19 protein-coding genes are annotated in these 19516 nt (G+C 57.5%); 12 read left to right on the top strand and 7 right to left on the bottom strand.

Annotated elements, in window-relative coordinates:
* The first annotated feature begins 8 nt into the window (after positions 1 to 8).
* The 4 genes from NLU14_RS17495 to NLU14_RS17480 are packed head-to-tail and all read left to right on the top strand — an operon-like array spanning position 9 to position 3963.
* Positions 9 to 524 (top strand): FixH family protein, encoded by a 516-nt coding sequence (locus NLU14_RS17495; protein WP_275708920.1) that lies wholly within the window; start codon positions 9 to 11, stop codon positions 522 to 524.
* Complete coding sequence (locus NLU14_RS17490; protein ID WP_275708918.1) at positions 521 to 2968, top strand: heavy metal translocating P-type ATPase; 2448 nt, start codon at positions 521 to 523, stop codon at positions 2966 to 2968. Before NLU14_RS17495 ends, NLU14_RS17490 begins: the two co-directional genes overlap by 4 nt.
* 42 nt (positions 2969 to 3010) lie before the next feature.
* Positions 3011 to 3265: a cbb3-type cytochrome oxidase assembly protein CcoS gene (ccoS, locus tag NLU14_RS17485; RefSeq protein ID WP_275708916.1), complete on the top strand. Its 255-nt coding sequence runs from the start codon at positions 3011 to 3013 to the stop codon at positions 3263 to 3265.
* On the top strand, positions 3265 to 3963 hold the full coding sequence (locus NLU14_RS17480; protein WP_275708914.1) for a sulfite exporter TauE/SafE family protein: 699 nt from the start codon (positions 3265 to 3267) through the stop codon (positions 3961 to 3963). The genes ccoS and NLU14_RS17480 overlap by 1 nt, the downstream gene beginning before the upstream one ends.
* Positions 3964 to 3994: 31 nt before the next feature.
* Here NLU14_RS17480 and ttcA read toward each other — a convergent pair whose 3' ends face one another.
* Positions 3995 to 4906: a tRNA 2-thiocytidine(32) synthetase TtcA gene (ttcA, locus tag NLU14_RS17475; protein ID WP_275708912.1), complete on the bottom strand. Its 912-nt coding sequence runs from the start codon at positions 4904 to 4906 to the stop codon at positions 3995 to 3997.
* 74 nt (positions 4907 to 4980) lie between these two features.
* On the opposite strand from ttcA, the gene NLU14_RS17470 reads away from it, so the two are divergent.
* From NLU14_RS17470 to NLU14_RS17460, 3 genes are read left to right on the top strand one after another with little or no spacing between them, the layout of a single operon-like run.
* Positions 4981 to 5625, top strand: coding sequence for a TetR/AcrR family transcriptional regulator (locus NLU14_RS17470; protein ID WP_275708910.1), 645 nt, complete (start codon positions 4981 to 4983; stop codon positions 5623 to 5625).
* Positions 5626 to 5652: 27 nt separating this feature from the next.
* Positions 5653 to 6315 carry a DNA-J related domain-containing protein gene (locus tag NLU14_RS17465; RefSeq protein WP_275708907.1) on the top strand — a complete coding sequence of 221 codons (663 nt, stop codon included), beginning with the start codon at positions 5653 to 5655 and terminating at the stop codon, positions 6313 to 6315.
* 36 nt (positions 6316 to 6351) lie between these two features.
* A complete protein-coding gene (locus NLU14_RS17460) occupies positions 6352 to 7386 on the top strand; it encodes a polysaccharide deacetylase family protein (RefSeq protein WP_275708904.1) in 1035 nt (344 codons plus the stop codon).
* 3 nt (positions 7387 to 7389) lie between these two features.
* Here NLU14_RS17460 and NLU14_RS17455 read toward each other — a convergent pair whose 3' ends face one another.
* From NLU14_RS17455 to NLU14_RS17440, 4 genes are all read right to left on the bottom strand, one after another.
* The gene (locus tag NLU14_RS17455) at positions 7390 to 8454 is read right to left on the bottom strand and encodes a MalM family protein (protein ID WP_275708901.1); all 1065 of its coding nucleotides are present in this window, start codon (positions 8452 to 8454) and stop codon (positions 7390 to 7392) included.
* 12 nt (positions 8455 to 8466) lie between these two features.
* A complete protein-coding gene (locus NLU14_RS17450; RefSeq protein WP_275708899.1) occupies positions 8467 to 10092 on the bottom strand; it encodes an OmpP1/FadL family transporter in 1626 nt (541 codons plus the stop codon).
* Positions 10093 to 10129: 37 nt separating this feature from the next.
* A complete protein-coding gene (locus NLU14_RS17445) occupies positions 10130 to 11140 on the bottom strand; it encodes a transporter (protein WP_275708896.1) in 1011 nt (336 codons plus the stop codon).
* 62 nt (positions 11141 to 11202) lie between these two features.
* Positions 11203 to 12003 carry a C39 family peptidase gene (locus NLU14_RS17440; RefSeq protein ID WP_275708894.1) on the bottom strand — a complete coding sequence of 267 codons (801 nt, stop codon included), beginning with the start codon at positions 12001 to 12003 and terminating at the stop codon, positions 11203 to 11205.
* 251 nt (positions 12004 to 12254) lie between these two features.
* Between NLU14_RS17440 and malT the strand changes: the two genes are divergently transcribed.
* On the top strand, positions 12255 to 15011 hold the full coding sequence (gene malT / locus NLU14_RS17435; protein ID WP_275708892.1) for an HTH-type transcriptional regulator MalT: 2757 nt from the start codon (positions 12255 to 12257) through the stop codon (positions 15009 to 15011).
* Positions 15012 to 15018: 7 nt separating this feature from the next.
* On the opposite strand, the gene NLU14_RS17430 is transcribed toward malT, so the two are convergent.
* Positions 15019 to 15339, bottom strand: a complete 321-nt coding sequence (locus tag NLU14_RS17430; protein WP_275708890.1) for a TraR/DksA family transcriptional regulator — start codon at positions 15337 to 15339, stop codon at positions 15019 to 15021.
* Between the two features lie 129 nt (positions 15340 to 15468).
* On the opposite strand from NLU14_RS17430, the gene NLU14_RS17425 reads away from it, so the two are divergent.
* The gene (locus tag NLU14_RS17425; protein ID WP_275708887.1) at positions 15469 to 16839 is read left to right on the top strand and encodes a sodium:solute symporter family transporter; all 1371 of its coding nucleotides are present in this window, start codon (positions 15469 to 15471) and stop codon (positions 16837 to 16839) included.
* 516 nt (positions 16840 to 17355) lie between these two features.
* Here NLU14_RS17425 and NLU14_RS17415 read toward each other — a convergent pair.
* Positions 17356 to 17601, bottom strand: coding sequence for a type II toxin-antitoxin system Phd/YefM family antitoxin (locus tag NLU14_RS17415; RefSeq protein WP_275708884.1), 246 nt, complete (start codon positions 17599 to 17601; stop codon positions 17356 to 17358).
* 203 nt (positions 17602 to 17804) lie between these two features.
* Between NLU14_RS17415 and NLU14_RS17410 the strand changes: the two genes are divergently transcribed.
* The 3 genes from NLU14_RS17410 (at position 17805) to NLU14_RS17400 (ending at position 19145) form a co-directional block, all read left to right on the top strand.
* Positions 17805 to 18074, top strand: a complete 270-nt coding sequence (locus NLU14_RS17410) for a type II toxin-antitoxin system Phd/YefM family antitoxin (protein ID WP_275708882.1) — start codon at positions 17805 to 17807, stop codon at positions 18072 to 18074.
* Positions 18075 to 18374 carry a type II toxin-antitoxin system RelE/ParE family toxin gene (locus NLU14_RS17405; RefSeq protein WP_275708880.1) on the top strand — a complete coding sequence of 100 codons (300 nt, stop codon included), beginning with the start codon at positions 18075 to 18077 and terminating at the stop codon, positions 18372 to 18374.
* Between the two features lie 507 nt (positions 18375 to 18881).
* On the top strand, positions 18882 to 19145 hold the full coding sequence (locus tag NLU14_RS17400; protein ID WP_275708878.1) for a hypothetical protein: 264 nt from the start codon (positions 18882 to 18884) through the stop codon (positions 19143 to 19145).
* The last annotated feature ends 371 nt before the right edge of the window (positions 19146 to 19516 follow it).

Genomic DNA, 19516 nt, shown 5'->3' with positions numbered 1-19516 from the left:
ATACAACTATGACTGAAGATTCAGACGTGAAGCCCTGGTACCGTCAGCCCTGGCTCTGGTTCCTACTGGCTTTCCCTGCTGCCTCCATCACTTGGTGCATGGTCATGATTACCGTCGCCCTCAACACCGATAACGCGATGGTAACCGATGATTACTCCAAGGAAGGTAGGGGAATTAACATGGAGATCGCGCGGGATCAGGTCGCAGAAGATCTTGGTTTGAGCGTTGAGATGACCTTTGACAAGCAAAGGATCAGCTTGTCCATGGACACCTCAAGCGGTCATGCTGACTATCCCTATCTTGTCCTGAACCTGTTCCATCCGACACTCGCGGAGCGGGACCGAACCATTCAGTTTCGGCCGGTCGGTGAAGGACAGTACGCGGCGAACCTGAATCAGTCGATTGAAGGCCGCTGGTACTTTGATCTGCGCGGCCCCGACAACAAATGGCGATTAAAAGGCGAATCCAGCCTGCCATCCCAGCGCCCCCTAACCCTCGGCGCGAGCGCTGAAGACCGCGGGTGAAACCCTTGGATTGCTACCACTGTGGCGAACCGGCGGCGGGCGAGCCACCCATCACCCTGAAACTCGAAGGCGAGTTGCGGCATTTCTGTTGCCAGGGATGTCGGGCGGTCTGTGAGATCATCCGCACGGAAGGGCTCACCGGTTTCTACCAGTTCAGAACAGAGCCTGCCGCCACTCCGAAGGCACTGACCGACTCCGAGCTGAGCCGGATTCGTGAACTGGACCATCCACTGGTGCAGAAATCCTTTGTATCCCCGATAAAGGCGGGCCAGGAAGCCACGTTGCTTGTCAGTGGGATCACCTGCGCCGCCTGTATATGGTTGCTGGAAAACCACCTGGCGAAGCAACCGGGGGTGATTTCCTTTTCCGTGAATCACAGCACCCAGCGTGCCCGTCTGATATGGAACCCCGAGCAGGCAAAACTCAGCCAGTTGCTGATTGCCATCCACGAACTGGGCTACCAGGCCCGCCCCTATCAGGCCGATGAAGCGGAAAAGGCCCTGAAGGAAGAGCACCGTTCCGCACTTATTCGGCTGGCCGTGGCCGGCATCGGCGCGTTCCAGAGCATGATGCTGGCCTTTCCGCTGTATTTCGAACTGGTCAGTGACCTGTCCCCGGAGTTTGTCAGCTTTTTCCGCTGGTTCAGCCTGCTGGTTGCCACTCCCGTTGTGCTGTACAGCGCCCGACCGTTTTTCACCAACGCGCTCCGGGATATCCGCAGCCGCCACCTGACCATGGACGTACCGGTGGCAACCGCCATCGGCCTTGCCTATGTCGCCAGCGCCTGGGTGACTGTGTTTGGCGGAGAGGAAGTCTATTTCGAGTCTGTCTGCATGTTCACCTTCTTCCTACAGCTCGGCCGCTATATCGAAATGCAGGCTCGCTACCGTGCGGGACTGACCGGAAACGCCCTGGCCGGGTTCCAGCCCATGGTGGCGAACCGTATCAGGGGAAACGACAGCGACATCGTGTCCACCCACGACCTGGCCCCCGGGGATATCGTCCGCATCAGGCCCGGGGAGACATTGCCCGCGGACGGGGTGATTGTCAGTGGTCATTCCACCCTGAACGAAGCGGCGCTGACCGGTGAATACCTGCCGGAAACCCGCAGCCAGGGCGACGAAGTCCATGCGGGCAGTATCAACGGCGAAAACCCGCTGGAAGTTGAGGTTCGCCGTTCCGGTGCCCAGACCAGGCTCTCCGGCATTCTCCGGGTGCTGGACCGGGTTCAGGCTGAAAAACCGCCAGTGGCACAGATGGCCGACCGCATTGCCGGCGTTTTTGTCAGTCGCGTGCTGATACTGGCACCGCTTATCTGGATTGGCTGGTGGCTGGCCGGTGCCGACAACGCCTTTGACATCACCCTGTCAGTGCTGGTGGTAACCTGCCCCTGCGCCCTGTCCCTGGCCACTCCTACCGCCATTACCTCGGCGACCATGAGGCTGCGGAAGCTGGGGCTGCTACCCACCCGCGGGCACACCCTTGAATCCCTGAACACCGTGGATACCGTCATTTTCGACAAAACCGGGACCCTCACCCGTGGTGAGCTCAGCCTGGTGGCCACCGATACCTTCGGGCCCCATAACGCAGAGCAATGCCAACAACTGGCGGCAAGCCTGGAGAAGCACTCGGAACACCCGATCGCCCGGGTTTTTCACCCGATTCGCAGTGTTTCCGCCGGGCAGGTGTTGAACCATGTGGGTGGTGGTCTGTCAGGACAGGTCAACGGCAAGCCGCTTTACATCGGGCACCTCGATTTTGTCCAGGCCAATGTCAGTTGTCCGCCGCCAGACACCGACAAGTCCCAGGGTATCGAAATATGGCTGGCCACCGCTGATGAATGGCTGGCCCGCTTCACACTCGACGACGAACCCCGGGCCGACGCCCGTGAAGCAGTACAGGCCCTTCAAAAAGCGGGTTTACGCACAATCCTGCTCAGTGGGGATCGCTCCGGGCACGTTGAGCAGATTGCCCGGAGGCTCGGTATCGATGAAGCCATCGGGCAGGCCTCACCGGAAGAAAAACTCCGCGTCCTTGAAGAACTCCGTGACCAGGGGCGCCATATCATGATGGTCGGTGATGGCCTCAATGACCTGCCTTCCATGGCCGGTGCCGGCGTGTCCGTGGCAATGGGCAGCGCCGCCGACCTGACCCAATTGAAGGCGGATGCGGTGCTGTTGAACGGTCAGCTGACCCAGCTATCCGAAGCCCTGAAAACCAGCCAGGACACACGGCGGGTTATCCGCCAGAACATGACATGGGCATTGGCCTACAATGTCTGCGCCCTGCCCCTGGCCGCCGCCGGCCTGGTGCCACCATGGCTGGCGGCTATCGGCATGTCACTCAGTTCACTGGTGGTGGTGCTGAACGCCATGAGGCTTGGCAGGACGCGCGGTAACAGGGAATTGTCTGTTGCAACGGTTGGCGCTGAAGCAACGCCCTGATACCGTAAATGTTGAATCACTCAAACTGTCCGAGGTAGCTCCGTGCAAATCGTAATGATCCTGGTTCCGGTCATGCTGATACTGGTGGCACTGGGCATTGTCCTGTTCTCATGGGCCGTAAAGGACGGCCAGTATGACGACCTTGACGGGCCAGCCCATCGCATTCTCTATGACGATGACAAGGACATGATTCCGGACGACGCAAAGCAGCCAAAGCAGAATGCCGCCTCTGACGAGGGCCCCGGCCCTGTCGACGTCTCTGGCGATGACCAGCCTGAAGATAGACACAAATCCTGATGGGCGAAGAACTTTACCTGAGTTATTCCAGCGCCTTCCTGATCGGGCTGCTCGGCAGCACCCATTGCCTGAGCATGTGCGGCGGGATCAGCGCGTCGCTGTCCATGGCACTGCCTGTTGGCCGGGGCTTTCGACTTCGCCAGACACTCATGCTGCTTGCCTTCAATGGCGGCCGGATTGGCAGTTATGCACTGATTGCCTCGCTGATTGCCCTGTTGAGCACCAGCGCCGCGGCCTACTGGGCACAGCTTGGCCCGCTGCTGCGAACCCTGGCGGGAATCCTGCTGATCCTGATGGGGCTTTCCATGGGGCAATGGTGGCAGGGAATCCGGTATGTGGAACGCATCGGAGCCCCGGTCTGGAAACGGTTGTCCCCCCTCACCCAGCGCGTACTTCCCGTGCACCATTTCCACCAGGCCCTTGCCCTGGGGGCGCTCTGGGGCTGGCTCCCCTGCGGGTTGATCTATAGCACCCTGGGCTGGGCGGCCCTGCAACCCACGGTGGGCAGTGCCGCTGCAACCATGCTGTTCTTCGGCCTGGGCACCCTACCTTCCATGCTCGCGACCGGTTATGCAGCCACCTGGATCCGCAAGCTGCGGGACCAGAAGCACTTCCGGCAGATTGCCGGGCTGCTGCTGATCGGTTTCGGTATCTGGACGATCCCCATCACCGGGATGATGCATTCCGGGCACGGCTAGAGTCGGCTCCCGACAGCCATTCCCGGCACAATCAGATGTTGAGCACGTCCAGACGTCCGAAATCCTGTGTTTGCGGCTCGACGGTTTCTACGTTCCGCGCCCCCGTGGAGTAGCGGGTACCTTCCCGGAAATCGTACAGGGCGGCATCGGCGAGGTGCGAAGGCTCCACGTTGCACATAGCCCGGAACATGGTTTCCAGGCGCCCGGGGTGCTGTTTGTCCCAGGACTGGAACATGTCCTTGATCACCTGCCGCTGCAGGTTTTCCTGGGAGCCACACAGGTTGCAGGGGATGATCGGGAACTCCCGCAGGCGCGCGTAGCGGGCAATGTCCTTCTCACGGCTATAGGCCAACGGGCGAATCACTGTATTGCGGCCGTCGTCGCTGTGAAGAACCGGGGGCATGGATTTCAGCTTGCCTCCGTAGAACATGTTCAGGAACAGGGTCTCCAGCAAATCATCCCGGTGATGCCCAAGGGCGATCTTGGTGACCCCGTGCTCTTCCGCAAAATTATAGAGAATTCCGCGACGTAGGCGGGAACAAAGTCCACAGGTGGTCTTCCCTTCCGGCACTTTTTCCTTAACAATACTGTAGGTGTCCTTCTCGATGATGTGATACTCAATGCCGAGTGCCGACAGATACTCCGGCAGCACTTCCTCCGGGAAGCCGGGCTGCTTCTGGTCCAGGTTCACGGCAATCAGCTCAAAGCGCACCGGCGCGCTTTTCTGAAGGTTCAGCAGAATATCGAGCATGGCGTAGGAGTCCTTGCCGCCAGACAGGCAGCACATGACTTTATCGCCGGCTTCGATCATCGAGAAATCAGCAATCGCCTGCCCCATTTCGCGGCGCAGGCGCTTCTGCAGCTTGTTCAGTTCCAGTTTCTGCCGGCGCTCCGCTTCAGAGGCCGGGACAGTTTCGGCGTTGGCAGTTATTGCTTCGGACATAGGAAAACGTCGTTCATAAGGTCAGTGAGCGTCGGATTATACGCGTGCAAATGTTCCAGGGACAGGATACAGACATGGATATGTTAGACACAAAACCGGAAGCCACCGGCAAACGGGAGTTCAACCGTATTCGCAATCGCGCCGCCATTCTTGACGCGGCAAGGGAGTGCTTTCGGGAGCGCGGCTACGATAAGTCCACCATCCGCGATATTGTTCGCCGTACCGGGCTGGCAGCCGGTACCTTTTACAACTATTTCTCCAGCAAACAGGACATCTTTGCAGCGCTGTTGACGGACTTTCTCAGCGGCCTGAACCACAACCTCACCGAGTGCCGGAAATCCGCTAGCTCCGCTGAAGATTTTATCTATTTCGCCTACCTGTCACTGTTTCGTGCCACCGCCAGCGACCCGTTGGTGTACGAACTCGCCCACCGCAATGATCGCGCCATTCGCGAATTGTTCGGCTCTGACATTCTCGGGCTCGCCATGCTATCGCTTGATGAGGATATCCGGGACGCCGTACAGCGTGGATTACTGCCTGAAATGGACGAGGAATACCTGTGCGCGGCGTTTTTCGGAGTCGGTTACGAACTCAGCCTCCGCCTGGCCTATCGGGCCCACGAGAAGCCCGCCGAGGCTGAGGCCGAAGCCAGGAATGCCACCCGGTTTGCCACCGATCTGTTCCTTAAAGGATTGGGGCGGGACAGCCCTCTTCCGTAAAGGCGCCCGGTCCCCTACCATTGAGGAATGAATCAATTCCATACCGCAACAAACGGCAGCCGGGCACTGGAGACGGACGCTCGCGACGAAAAACTGAATTTCCAGATTCAGCACCTGCTGGTTGCCGTCGAACACGTCCTTCGTCAGAACCCGGCAGGTATCAACGAGCTCGGGCTTATCAAGACCCTGCAAAGACCGCCGTGGGAACTTATTGGCAAGGTCAATTTCGGGGAACCGGACAAGCTCTATCCGGTCCACTTCCTGCTGTTCCACGTGCTGTACCGGCTAAGGGACCAGCTTGCCATCGGCGGTGAGACGCTGACAATCTCACCACTGGTGATTCGCCTGCGCAAAAACGCGGTGGTGGCCGGCTCTGGCGTACCCGACCAGGTGGACGAGTTGCGGAATTTCTATCTGGACCTGTCGAAATATGAAATGCCGGAGGAATCCATCAACCGGATGATGGATGATTTCTGGGCCGGGCGGAGCGGTTATCGGCCGGAAGTCACCGAGGCACGTGAGGCGGCAGCAACCTTGGGTTTTGAATCGGTTCCTCCCGGTTTTGACGAAGTAAAGCAGCGATTTCGCCGGGCGGTTATGCACGCTCACCCGGATCGGGGCGGAGAGACCGAAACCATCCAGGATCTGAACCAGGCTTTCGCCGTACTCAAGGCACACTTCCGGACCTGACTCCGCGGGAAAATCAGACTCAAAGGGAATTCTCCAATGGCACAACGAAAAACGGCCTGCTCACTCCTCCTGCTGGCACTGGCAGGCCTTGCCATGTCGGCAAACGCTGATCTGGTGGTGTTGCAATACCACCATGTCAGCGACTCAACACCATCATCCACCAGCACGTCGGTATCGTTATTTAAGCGGCAACTGGAAATGATCGACAATCTTGGGCTGGAGGTTGTCCCGCTGGAATCCAGCACCCGTGTGGCGCTTGCAGGAGAGCTGGGCAGCACTGAACAGGTTGCCATCACCTTCGACGATGCCTACGAATCCGTCTATTCACGGGCTGCGCCGCTGCTGGAGGATCGCGGCTACGAGTACACCGTATTCGTCAATACCGATGCCGTGGGCGGCCATGGCTATATGACCTGGGATCAATTGGAAGAACTCCGGGATCGGGGCGCCGCCACCATCGCCAACCATAGCGAGAACCATGGCCACCTTGCGAGACGCCCGGACGAGTCCAAAAGTGATTGGGAAAAGCGCGTTGAACGCAGCCTCGATGGCGCCCAGGAAACGCTCTCGGAAAGGCTGGGCGTCGACGTGCCCATGTTTGCCTACCCCTATGGCGAGTTTGATGAGGCCCTGGAGGAGAAAATCGCTGAGCGAGACTGGCTGGGCTTTGGCCAACAATCCGGCGCTATTGGCCAGACTTCGGACGCCACCCGCCTGCCCCGGTTTCCGATGGCCAACGCCTACGGCCAACTGAACAGCCTGGAAAATAAACTACGCAGCAAGGCGCTGCCAGTCGACGCCAGCAAACTCCCGGATGGCGTTATCTCGAACAATCCACCAACTCTGACGTTCACGGTGCCAGAATCCATCAGTGTGGACCGCCTGACGTGTTTTGCCTCCGGTCAGGGACGCATTGACTTTGAAGTTTCAGGTGCGGACAAAGTCATCCTCAAGGCGCCGAAAAGCTTCAACAGCCGCCGCTTTCGCTACAACTGTACGCACCCGGCACCTGATGGCAGCTATTACTGGCTTTCACAGCAGTGGCTGGACCTGAGCCGCCCTGAGGATTGACCCTCACTCGCCTTCCCGGGACAGGCTGAGTTCACCGGTACGCGTGTGGGGAATGGCCCTGGGCCCGTATTTTCCCTCGATCACCGTCTGTCCTTCCAGGTCGGTATTTCGTGTGAAGATCACCATCCAGCGCTCGCCCCGCCCGGGAAACACCGGTATGTAAGAGTGAAGGTAGCCGTACCGATGCCAGGATTCAGGAACGTAGCTCGCAACCAGATCGGTCACAATACGTAACGGCGCAAAAGATTCATCAAGAAACGCAACCGAGGGTACGAACACTCCGTCCCTGTTAAATGACTTGAGGTGAAGAATGAAATCATTGTGTTTGCCGGCGGACGGGAGCCTGATCAACCGGTAATGGCTTTCCCCGGTGCTGAACGCGTGACGGGGTGCACTCTGGTCCACGGAAACCCCGAATTCGCGGCCCTCCTGCCAGGGTTCCGGCTCCGACTGCTCAATGTCCTGGCAGCACTGCCGGGACCATTGCTCGAAAAAAGTTTCCTCACCAGGGGCCAGCCCCAGGACGGCCAGGGCCTCCGGGTCCGCTCCTTCGGGTAGCACGGGCGTTTCCGGGTCAGTGCCTGCCTGGTGAATACTGGCTTCTGTCAGTTGGACAGGCGGCTTGATGCGCCCTTTTTCCACAGCCGTCCGCGTGTCCGGCTGATAATAGCTGACTCGTATGTTGCCCTGGGCGTCTGTCCAGGTGAAATACGGCTTGGGATCGCCCGGTCGGATATAACCGTCTTTCTCGAGCTGATTGCCATCCGGGTAGTTTTCGAGGTTGAATTCTTCATCGTATCCGCTGGCCAATGACTCCTCGGCGGTGTCTGTATCATCCCTGCCACCTTCGTCATCGTTATCGTCTTTGTCATCCTGCCCGGCGGAGCTTTCAGGTATGGGCGAATGCCGGACCCGTCCCTGCTCATCCACCCAGGTAAAATAACCCTCACGGCTGCCAGAGGGCCCGGAACCTGAAGACTGACAGCCCGCCAGCACAAGAGCCAGACAGGTAACAACCATGAAATGATGTTTGTACATCGGGCAAATCACCCTTTCGCGCTTTTTCATGGCGCGTTCGCGTCAGAATTTGGTGCGGAAACTCAGGCCCGCCATCACCACCCGCAGGGACGTTTTCACATCCAGACCCGCATAGGGGTTGTAGATGATATTGGTAATATTGTCACAGTTCAGGTTACAACTGCTGTTTGCGGGAATCGTCTCAACCGAGTGCAGATAGCTCAGGTTCATGTCGATCTCCGTATCCTTGTCCCACTGGTACCCCATACCAATGCTGTAAAGGTTCGCTCCACCGAACGGAGCCATGATCTGGCGCTGATCATCCGGAATCACCGAGTCGCGGATCTCCACACCGGCGCGCAAATCAAGCCGGGATGACGCATGGAATTCCAGCCCGAAGCCCCAGTTCCACTGGTCGGTAAAGCCCAGCGGCAACCGCAATGTGCTGGGTGTGGCATTGTCCGGCGACAGGATCCGGGCGGCATTGAGAAACTCCAGATTGCGGTCAAAACGGAACACAAAGGCATCCCACTGTTTGTAGTCCGTCCAGCCCACATCCACGTTTACGGTCAGCTTGGGGTGAACATCCACGCTGATACCGGTCTGAAAATGTTGCGGGTAGGTCAGGTCCATGGAGACATTACCGGCCTCCCTCGGAGCACCGGACGGCAGGCTGAGAATCGCGGAGGTGATGGCACCCAGTACGGAACCGTTCACGCTCTGCCAGAAGCCGGACCAGTCATCGGTGTACTCGATCTCGAAGGTGCCCTTCATGTTCATGTCGGCTTCGGAGGTGTAGCTGGCCCCCCAGTTAAACCAGTCGTTCGGTTCCCACATCACGCCAAGCGCATAGGTGGGTGACAGGGTTTCCTGTACGTTGATGTTCAACGCACCGATATCGTCCCAAGGCCCGACGTTACCACCACACAGGGCAAGCCAGGGCTGCAGGGGCTCATCGCCACTTTCACAGTTGAAGGCGTCCTGGAGCACTTCCGCGACACCCAACAGCATGTTAGGTGCTCGCATGTACTGGTCGGCTGCAATCCCCATGTGAGAGAGATGGATACCGGCACCCACTGCCCATTCATCGTTGATCTTGTAGCCCACGGTCGGCGACAGATAGGTCGTCCTTTGCAGGGCTGTGGCTTGCGGCATGTAACGACCGGGGTCGTCCTTGTCGCGGTAGAAACCAGCTGCCAGTGGCAGGTAGAAGGCATTGCCAAAGGTCAGTTTGGAGCCCGGAGGGTTGATGCTGACACCAGCTGAAGGCGCAATCGCCGGGCCCGGCGGCGCACGCATGATACCGAACCCCGGTATGTACAACGCGACGTTATTGGTGTGGCTGTGCTTATTGGCGACCGGGTCCCGCTGCTTGCCTGTCAGCGGATCGGTTTCCAGGCCATCAATACCAAAGATTTCATAGCCATCGGGGGCGTGGAAATCGGCGTCGATGTCCAGGTAAATGCTCATCAGGTTGACTTCAAGCTGGCGCCCATCCAGCTTGGTCAGCCCCGCCGGGTTATAGTGGATGGCCATAATGCCGGGTGGGTCAGCCGTAACAGCATTACCCAGGGCCAGGGCCTTCGGGTGGATTGTCAGGTTCTGCGCCAGTTGAGCCTCGACACCACAGGTCACCGAGGCAGCCATGATGGCACCGGCAATCCGTTTCTTGTGGCTGGTTATTCCCATGAAATCTTCCCTTCCCGTAAAACGTCAGAGGCTGAACTCACTCTTTGAGACCTGAGAATCTGATGGGCAGGGACACGCCCAGCGAGAAATCAGGTGCGTCTTCGGTCAGGCCTATACCGAGGCTGGTGTTGACGATGGTGGTATCACTCACGCGGGTGCCCAGCGACATGCTGAGGAAGCCGCTCATCTGGTCCTGGGCGACGGCCTGGGTTCCGTCGCTGAAGGACAGGATGGTTTGGTCGCTGTAACTCAACTGCGCCGAGATGCTGAGGGAAATATCGTAAGAAAGTGAATAGGCAAAGCCGGCGGAGCCGGAAAGCCCGAAGCCGGGTTCAATCTCCTGCAGTACCCGGGCACCCCGGACCTGCTGGAGGCCGGTCTCCGGAATGTTATAGGTGGCACTGGTGGAGCCGAACACAACCACGGGGTCCAGCACCTTGGAAAAACTTACACCGCCGGCGACTGAATAGTAGCCACTGCCGGTGGACAGTTGCTCGTCGATATCGATTTCGTAAGGGCTGACACCGGTTTTGGAGGTGAGGGTTCCGAACACCGTGGTAGACATCTTGCCCGGAACGTAGGCAAAAGGCTGCCAGCGCGCTGTGAGCGAAATATCCCCAAAATCATAGATATTCAGTTCATCCTGGGTGTCGTACTTGACGACCAGTGGCACCCGTGTACCGACCGTCAAGTTGTCCAGCAGGCCATAGTCGTAAGAAAACGCGTTGGTGAAGTTGTGGGTAGCCGACGGAACCACGTCGAGGTTACGGACCGAACCATCGGTGATGGCCAGGTCGAGACGCTGGTCCCCGGTGTAGGAATAGTCGAACGAATAGTTCAGGGAGTGAGTACCCTTTTTCTGCAGCGAATAGCTGGTCTCGGCCGCCTGAAACACCTCTTCCAGTTGCTTGGATGAATCTTCATCACCCTCCTGCCTGGCAAGCGCTTCCCTCGCTTCGTCCACGTTTCCTTCCTGCGACAACGCCATGTTTGGTAAAAGGCCAGTCACGGAAAAAAGGATAAAACCTCGCACTAACCAACGATTCATCCTGACTCCCTTATTTCTAATTGTATTGGTTCCTGTGCCGCGGCTTCGTGCCCGGCGGCACGTTAATGGCGACGGTAAAACAGTTGTTTCCGGGTATTTTCAACACTGCCGTCCGGATTGTTCTTCTGGCGCTCCAGCATGTTCCGTATCCGGCGTTCCGTGGATTCGTGGAATTCGGGCATCTCCTGCAATGCCAGTAATGTCATTGTCTGGTCGTCCACAAACCGCAGGTCTTCTTCTTTCAACTCGAGATAATCCAGCGGCTTGTCACTGCCGGGGAACACGATGAAAAGTACGTTGTCATCCCACTTCTCCTCGAACTGGGCAAGCGTGAAGGAGATATTGCCGACTGCCGGATCGGCCATGTACACACGGCCGTCACGGATGGTTCGAAGCACAACGAAGTGCTTGAAACCGGCGTGCTGAATGGGAACGATGGCCGGGTGGTCGAGGTCGATCAGGTCTTCAATCTTGGCGCGGAACCCACCGGAGGGATAACCCAGGGCGGTGACCAGACGCTTCATATCGAGCATTGAGAAGGCACGGCGCTGGACGATTCGTTCGCTTTCGCCGTAATGGAGCAGCCCTTCCATAACCTGCCGCTCGCCCAGGTTCCTTCCCAGATAGAAGTTGAGAACCGTGGTCAGCGCGGCGCTGCCGCAACTGTAGTCATAGGCCTGGCGCACAATGTTGCGGAATTTCTGCTCGACAAGGGGCTCGACGCGGATATCGGTTCGCAACTCGATGGGGCTGGTATCGAAATCCTGTTCAATCACGATGGTGCCCTGTTGATAGGGCTCCACCACGGTCGCCTCCTGGGCCATGGTGAATGTAAGGATGGATCCGGCGAGTACCAGCAGCATGGTCAGACGAAGTCCCTGTTATTATTAGACATCACGTTTTCCGGGTTACATGTTGTTACGGTAAGATACCGAAATCGCTAATTCCTTAAAGATAACTGTGCCTCAAATCTGCTGGTGCAGAAGGGGCCCGGCCTGCCGGTTTTGAGAACTGGTTCATGCCCGTCAGATCCGGCAGGTGGAAGTTGACGCGGGAGGTGAAAGCCGGTATCACATTCCTTGCTACTGTCTGACACCAATTACTGAAGATCCTGATGACAACAACACTGAATCCGGGACAACTGACGTTCATATCTGCCAAAAACCAGAGCCCCCAACCACCGCCCGCCCTTCTACCCCGGGAAAAATTCAACGACTTTCTCCATGGCCTGGAGCCGGTCAGCCTGTTGCTGGTTCACGCCCCCGCCGGTTACGGCAAAACCACCACCGTGGCCGACCGCCTGCAGGCACTGGATGCAACAACCGCCTGGTATCGTCTGGAAGTCGGGGACAATGACCCGGCGAGATTCGCGGGCTACCTGGCCAATGCACTGGAAGTGGCAGCCCCCGGCAGCTGCACCGCCACGCTGAAAAAACTGCAGAGTCAGGGTTACGACAACCTGGAAGGCTTTCTTACCGACCTTCTTGCGGAGCTCCCCCTGGACGAAGAGCCCCTGTACCTGGTGCTCGACGATTATCACCTGATCGACAACGACGACATCCATAACGCACTACGTTTCCTGCTGCGGCACCAACCCGCCAGCCTGACATTGGTTCTTGTCACCCGGACAGTGCCGCCCATAGGCGTTGCCCAACTCAGGATGCAGGGACGAATGACCGAGATCACCTCCCGGGATCTGGCCTTCGGCGCCGACGAAGCACAGCATTACTTTGAAAGCCGGTTGCCGTTTGAGATCTCAAGGGAAAGCATCGAGCGGGCGGTCAGGCGGGTCGAGGGCTGGGTGTCGGCACTTCAGTTGTTGTCGGCCTCCGCGCTGACCAGTATCGAGTTCAACGACTTTGTGGATCAGCTCGAATTTGGCAACCAGCACATCTTTGACTACTTCGATGAACTGGTTGGCCAGGGGCTGACGGAACAACAACGGAAATTTTTGTTACGCACCAGCATACTGGACCGCTTCAACGCCAGGATGGTCATGCGCGTGATGGACGACAGCGACGGCCAGGCGCTGCTCAGCGGCCTGCTGTCCATGGGGCTGTTTATTACCCCGGTGGACAATTCCGCGCTGTGGTTCCGCTACCATCCGCTGTTTTCCGTGTACCTTCAGCACCTGCTGAGCTGCACCACCGAAGAAAACCGACAACAGCTTCACCAACGCGCCAGCGACGCCTGGCTGGAACTGGACCACGCCGAAGAGGCCGCCAGACACGCCATCGCAGCTGGTGACCCGGAACGAATTACCCGGGTACTGACCATTCACGGTCGCAAGTTCTTCACCGAAGGGCAGTTTATCCTGCTGCAGCGATGCCTGGACGCCCTGCCTCAGGACGTGATCGCCCAGGACCCCACACTGACGCTGCTTCGCGCCTGGGTGGCCCAGGGCCAGTACAAGTTTGATGAAGTGGAAAACTGGCTGTCGGCTGCGGAGTCCAGGCTGGAAGCCTCCATGACGGAGGATACCCAGCGTGCCGTGCATGGCGAATTCAGTGCTATCCGCGCCCAGGTGGCGATGAACTACGGTGACGGTGAGCGAGCGCTGGTGCTGGCCCGCGAAGCCATCGATCAGGAAGCCCGATACCTGCCCACCTCCCGCGTGGCAGCCGCATCCGTCATCGGGGAAGCCCTGTTTGTCCAGGGCGAGCTGGAAGAAGCCCTCGCCCGTATGCAGGAAACCGAACACCTTGCCCGCGCCCACCAGGCCCATCAGAATGTTATCTGGGCGCTGTGCCAGCAGTCCGAGATCAGCGTTGCCATGGGCCTGCTGCAAAAGGCCTACAACATCCAGGAGCGGGGGTTCCAGTACGCCGAGGAGAACCACCTCAACCACCTGCCAATCCTGGAGTTCCTGTTTCGCATCCGCAGCCAGATCATGTGGGAATGGCACCACCTGGAAAACGCAGAGCGTTGCGCCCTTCAGGGCATTGAAATCCTCGAAGCCCAGGGCGAACGCTGGTATGTGCAGAGCTACACCTCCCTGGCCAAGGTCGCCCACGCCAGGGGCCGGCAAAGCCTGTGCGCAGACTACATCGCCAAGATCCAGAAAATGCTGGCCTCCGGGGACTACCATCTGGACTGGGTTGCCAATGCACACGCCACCATGCTGGCCTACTGGGACGCCGTCCGCGACAGGGAATCTATCCAGCGCTGGTTGACCATCGCACCGCCGGTGGATGCAACTCGGGCCACCAACCACTTCAACCAGTGCAACGGCCGCAACCGGGCCAGAGCCTACATGAGTCTGGGCCTACACAGCAAAGCGCAGCCGCTGTTGTCCGAATTGCAAACCGTGGCGGAACAGGTCGGGCTGAAAACCGACCTTAACCGCAACCACATCGCACTGGCGCTGCTTTACTGGAATACCGAAGACCGCGAGAACGCGCTGAAGCACATGGTGGCGGCCCTTCAACTGGCCAGCACCACCGGCGCTGTTGGCAGCTTCCTACGCATGGGCAAGGTGTTGATCGTAATCCTGAAAGCACTGATCAACGATGAAGCTATCGAGGGCATGGAACTGCAGCGGGCCGAACGGTTGATTCAACTGGCGCAGCAGCAACGGGATTTCAGCCGCGCCATCCGGATCTCGCTGGATGAAGCCATTATCCAGGACATTATCGACCGGCCGGACGTGCCGGAGCTGATCCGCACGTCACCGCTCACCCGCCGGGAATGGCAGATACTGAGCCTGATCCATGCCGGCCTGTCCAACGACCAGATCGCCGAGCACCTGAAGGTGGCCTCCACCACCGTCAAGACCCATATACGCAGCCTCTATCAGAAGCAGAACATCAGCCACCGGTCGGAGGCCATCGAGCTGGCCAAGGACCTGCTGAGCAAGATTCAGGGGGAATGAGCGGAGATCAGTCCTCTGCGCAGTCCACGCAGACTGTGGTGTAGGGCAGTACCTGCAGCCGGCGTGGGTCTATCTCCTCGCCGCAGCCTTCGCACTCGTCGCCCACCCCCTCGGCAATCCGTTGCAGGGCGTGTTCTATCTGGGCCAGTTCACTGCGGGCTTCGGTCTCCAGCGAGTCCACCACCTCGTCATTCTGGGTCTGCACGGCCTGCTCTTCAAAGTCCTTTTCCAGGGCGCCGTCCTGGCGTTGCTGGTGGGCTTCATACTTGGTAAGGCGCGCCTTAAGGTCAGCGCGCAGGGTTTCAAGTTCGGCTTTGCGGTTGCTCATGAGTCCTCCCCATTCAGGATAATTCCGGAACAACGCTCCCTACAGTAAAGCACATCCGCAACGGTCAATCGCAGCATCGCCCGGAATATGTCACTATTCCGGGCTTTACGATCGGCGGAGAAAATCACCATGCTTTACACTACGGTAGCAGCCCTCGCGGCTGCCCTTGTTCTGTTTACCTGGCTGGGACTGCGGGCACGCCTGGCCGATGGCGGCCTGGATGATTACGTCACCGCCCGCAACAGCCAGGGTGCCCGGGCCCTTGGGCTGTCATTCCTGGCCTCCGGCATGGGCGGCTGGATACTCTTCGCACCCCCGGAAGTCGGTGCCCTGGTGGGGCCAGTAGCGCTGGCCGGCTATGCCCTGGGCGCCGCCCTGCCCTTTATCGTGTTTGCCTTCTGCGGCCCGGCCATTCGACGCTACCTGCCGGGCGGCCGCAGCATCGGCGAGTTCGCCCACGCCTGCTATGGCACGACGGTTCGCCGCTACGTGTCGCTGATCTCCGTCCTCTACATGCTGTGTTTCCTGACGGCGGAACTCACTGCCATAGGAGCCATTACCTCCCTTCTTTCCGGGGTTAACGGTAACCTGGCAGTGCTCGGAGTGGCTATTGCCACCTTGATCTACACCGCATGGGGCGGCCTGCGCGCCAGCATTGTTACCGACCAGTGGCAGGCCTTTCTGCTTATCGGCCTGCTGGCTATTGTCGGGTTTGTGGCCATGGACCGACTGCCGGAACTGCAGGCCTCCAACGCGCCTTCCGCCCCGGTTGGCAGCGCGCTGGGCGTTGCTCTCACCCTGGTCATCGCGGTGACAGCTGCCAACCTGTTTCACCAGGGCTACTGGCAGCGGCTGTGGTCGGCGCGGGACACCTCGGCGCTGCGCAGCGGCGCGCTGTTGGGTGGCGTGGTCACCATAATCGTGGTTGCCGTGGTCGGCAGCCTGGGCATCTCCGCCGCCATGAGCGGGGCGGATCTCGGCTCACCACCCATTCCCTTCTTTGCGTTGCTGTCCGGCGCCCCCGCCTGGCTGACCATTCCCGCCCTGGTGCTGGCCCTCACATTAGTGGCCTCGTCCGTGGACACACTCCAGAACGCCCTGGCCTCCCTGGCGGTGACCGAGAAGCAGGGGCTCTCAATCACATCGGCGCGATGGGTGACCGTCATCCTGATGATTCCCGTGGTGATTGTGGCACTTCAGGGTGTATCGGTACTGAGGCTGTTCCTGATCGCCGACCTGCTATGCGCAACGGCAGTGATACCGGTACTGATGGGCCTGTGGAAGCGAATGACCACCATCGCAGCCGTCTTCGGCGGCCTCGCCGGCCTGGCCGGCGCCATCATTCCCGGTTGGGTCACCGGTGGTAGCCTGACGGCAGGTCTCCTGGCCGCAAGCTTCCCCGGCGGCATCCCTACCCTGGCGCCCTTCCTTGGTGCCCTGGCCGCTTCCGCTGTGGTTAGCGTGGCGATAACACTGACCAGGCGGCAGCACAGCCACTGATCATCTCTTAGCTGATCCACTGAAAACAGGGATAGTGGTCGCCGCGACTACTATCCCTCACCTCCACCCTTAAGATGGCTTCAGGAACTGATTGACCTGATGGGACCTGAGTCGCTGCAATTGCTCAATGTGCGCACGTCGTGGCGTTGTCGTGACCTCGGTTCCGCTATCCGCTTTCAGGATTCTGCAGGGTGCAGAGAATTTGACCCTCTATCAGTGCAATATCAGGACGGCTGAACACTACTTTTACTCTACCTGCGGGATCTATACACACCACAGAAGACGCTCAAACCCAAATCAGTTTGCAGTAAACGTGGCCTGCATAGAGGGTGTTAATCCATTCGAGCTGGGTGATATTCCTACCACGGATGGCATCAACCACTCGTCTGATTGCAGCCAATGATTTATAAGAAGACTATTAAGTCTGTTCCGGGCCTTTGGGCCACCGGACACCCAGCCCCTCTCAGGTCGCGCATGATGCAAGCGTTAAATCAGTAGTGATATCAAAGCTGGGTTTCATTCAAAAAGTTCCTTTTCCTGACCACCGCCTTGCTCCAGCTCGGCAACGGATTCCAGCAGACGACGGGCGTTCTTTGGTGCTCGCAGGAAATAGGCGGTCTCTTGCAGCGCCTCGTAGTCCTCAGGAGAGATCATGACCACGGACTGTGATTTGCTCCGGGTAATGTTCACAGGAGAATGGTCTTCACAGACCTGCTCCATGGTTTTTGCCAGATTGGTTCTAGCGGCTGTACAGCGAGCCAACCAGGACGGACAAACTCGACCGCATTAGGGCTTATACAAAGAAAGGCTTATGCGTCGGACCGACGGCTCCGCACAGGGCGTTTCTCCGGGATTGGTTTTCCGATGACGCTCAAAACCAACCCATTACGAAGGCATTGTGCTTCTTGACCGCACCTGTTAACCGGTGCTATTAATAGTACCTTTTCGTTGATTGGGTAATCGCTATGCATGTGAAATTTTCCGAAGATGTCATTCCTCTATCAGACCTGAAGATCAATCCCGGAAAGGTGGTTGGCCGGGCTCAGGATACGCATCGCCCAATCCTGCTTACCAGTCGTGGCCGCGGCATAGCGGTTGTTCAGGGGCTTGAGGATTATGAGAGAACCGCGGAGGAGTTGCGGTTTGTAAAGGCTGTGGCGCAGGGGCTGATGGATGTTCGCGAGGGCAACACCGTGTCGTTGGAGGACGCCAAGAGAACGTTGGGCATCAAGTAAATGGAATTACGCATCACACAGTCCGCTCTTGAGGACTTACAGGCTATTCAGGAGTATTACAGAGAGCAGGATGTGCCACATATCGGTGATGATTTCGTGACTACTATCCTGGAGCATTGTGGAATGCTTCAGCTCCACCCTGATGCTGGCCGAGTTGTTCCTGAATTCAATCTGGATCATATTCGCGAACTGATTCACGTGCCATTTCGGGTTGTCTACCTCAGGCAGGCCACAGAGGTTGTGCTCATCCGAGTCTGGCGGAGTGAGAGGCAGCTCGACTTACCAGAAAGCGAAACATAGCCAGGCCATGCGCCGGAATGTCACAATCTCCGCTCCGCTACGGTTTTGCCGCCGATGATGGTAGGCGCTATGGGCACTGGCCATCGGGCGAACCAGTGCTGTCATATATAGAGTTAACTAAGCGGGCTTGGTATGCTTTTTCTCGGTATCAGGAAGATACCGAAGAGTTATTATCAAAAAGGAGAATGGAATGAAATCAGATGACAGGGAATATGTGGCTGCTGTGATAAATTTTTTTCTGGCAAGGTTTGGCAAAGCCTCACTCAGTGAACGAAAACTCAGCGAAAGTAATGTACGAAGCCCTCACAGAAGCGCAGTCATGTACTGCTTCAGTAGATCTAGTGCCAAGACCGACTTACACGCCAGGCATTAATTACATAATCAAAGAAATAGCAAAAATCGGCCAGCGAATAATGTCTGGGGATACCTCCCTTTATAATATGTGTCGGGATCAAGTCTCTGCAAACTATAAAACCCATATTCGCGCAGCCTTGTGGAGGCTTTAATATGAATAAGTTTTTTATTATAGCGCTTATATCACTTCTTTCTTCTTCACTATCAGCAAGTGGCAGGGATTTACGTGTCGTTTACGGAAAACTTGATTTCTATATCCCTAACAACCCTATTGTAGTGGGATACCTTGGGACAGATAGCGAAATCCTAATCGCAAAATACAGTGATGAGCCTGGCAAGGACATCGTTGGCTTTAGTTTAGACAAGGAAGTAAATACTGGCGGCTGTAGCCCGGAAGTTTTTTTAGGTCTGTTCTAAGCAAAAACGAATCCGAATGCAACGAAGAGGCGATTGAATCTTTTCAGTATGTTTTCATGAAAAACAGAGATTCTGGTATTTGGTTAAGTGACGATAAGGAATTTTTCTATTTTATCGGACCGGATAAGTCCACGGTATTTTTTGTAGAAAAAGGCAACGACAGTAAAACTTATAAAATTGAATCAAACTTTTTGAGCAAAGAGAAGATCAAGAACATATTATCAAGTTATCTTTAATTTTTCTGAAACTGATATCCGTTAGTACCATAGATAAGGAATCTTCCCCACATGGACGGGTAATCCCCCCATTTTTAACGGGGTTCAAAAGTAGACCTCAGGCCATCATGGCCAACTTCTGTTGAGGGGTAATCC

The sequence above is a fragment of the Marinobacter iranensis genome, assembly GCF_029207565.1.
Lineage (GTDB): Bacteria > Pseudomonadota > Gammaproteobacteria > Pseudomonadales > Oleiphilaceae > Marinobacter > Marinobacter iranensis.
This window is presented reverse-complemented; position numbering and strand designations above follow the sequence as displayed.

Excerpts from the sequence above, each read along its gene's own strand:
- NLU14_RS17495 (WP_275708920.1), top strand. The coding sequence starts at position 9 with ATGACTGAAGATTCAGACGTGAAGCCCTGGTACCGTCAGCCCTGGCTC.
- NLU14_RS17400 (WP_275708878.1), top strand. The coding sequence starts at position 18,882 with ATGAATAAGTTTTTTATTATAGCGCTTATATCACTTCTTTCTTCTTCA.
- NLU14_RS17455 (WP_275708901.1), bottom strand. The coding sequence starts at position 8,454 with ATGAAAAAGCGCGAAAGGGTGATTTGCCCGATGTACAAACATCATTTC.
- NLU14_RS17440 (WP_275708894.1), bottom strand. The coding sequence starts at position 12,003 with ATGCTGCTGGTACTCGCCGGATCCATCCTTACATTCACCATGGCCCAG.
- NLU14_RS17470 (WP_275708910.1), top strand. The coding sequence starts at position 4,981 with ATGGATATGTTAGACACAAAACCGGAAGCCACCGGCAAACGGGAGTTC.
- NLU14_RS17450 (WP_275708899.1), bottom strand. The coding sequence starts at position 10,092 with ATGGGAATAACCAGCCACAAGAAACGGATTGCCGGTGCCATCATGGCT.
- malT (WP_275708892.1), top strand. The coding sequence starts at position 12,255 with ATGACAACAACACTGAATCCGGGACAACTGACGTTCATATCTGCCAAA.
- NLU14_RS17430 (WP_275708890.1), bottom strand. The coding sequence starts at position 15,339 with ATGAGCAACCGCAAAGCCGAACTTGAAACCCTGCGCGCTGACCTTAAG.
- NLU14_RS17465 (WP_275708907.1), top strand. The coding sequence starts at position 5,653 with ATGAATCAATTCCATACCGCAACAAACGGCAGCCGGGCACTGGAGACG.
- NLU14_RS17480 (WP_275708914.1), top strand. The coding sequence starts at position 3,265 with ATGGGCGAAGAACTTTACCTGAGTTATTCCAGCGCCTTCCTGATCGGG.
- NLU14_RS17425 (WP_275708887.1), top strand. The coding sequence starts at position 15,469 with ATGCTTTACACTACGGTAGCAGCCCTCGCGGCTGCCCTTGTTCTGTTT.
- NLU14_RS17405 (WP_275708880.1), top strand. The coding sequence starts at position 18,075 with ATGGAATTACGCATCACACAGTCCGCTCTTGAGGACTTACAGGCTATT.
- NLU14_RS17460 (WP_275708904.1), top strand. The coding sequence starts at position 6,352 with ATGGCACAACGAAAAACGGCCTGCTCACTCCTCCTGCTGGCACTGGCA.
- NLU14_RS17410 (WP_275708882.1), top strand. The coding sequence starts at position 17,805 with ATGCATGTGAAATTTTCCGAAGATGTCATTCCTCTATCAGACCTGAAG.
- NLU14_RS17445 (WP_275708896.1), bottom strand. The coding sequence starts at position 11,140 with ATGAATCGTTGGTTAGTGCGAGGTTTTATCCTTTTTTCCGTGACTGGC.
- ttcA (WP_275708912.1), bottom strand. The coding sequence starts at position 4,906 with ATGTCCGAAGCAATAACTGCCAACGCCGAAACTGTCCCGGCCTCTGAA.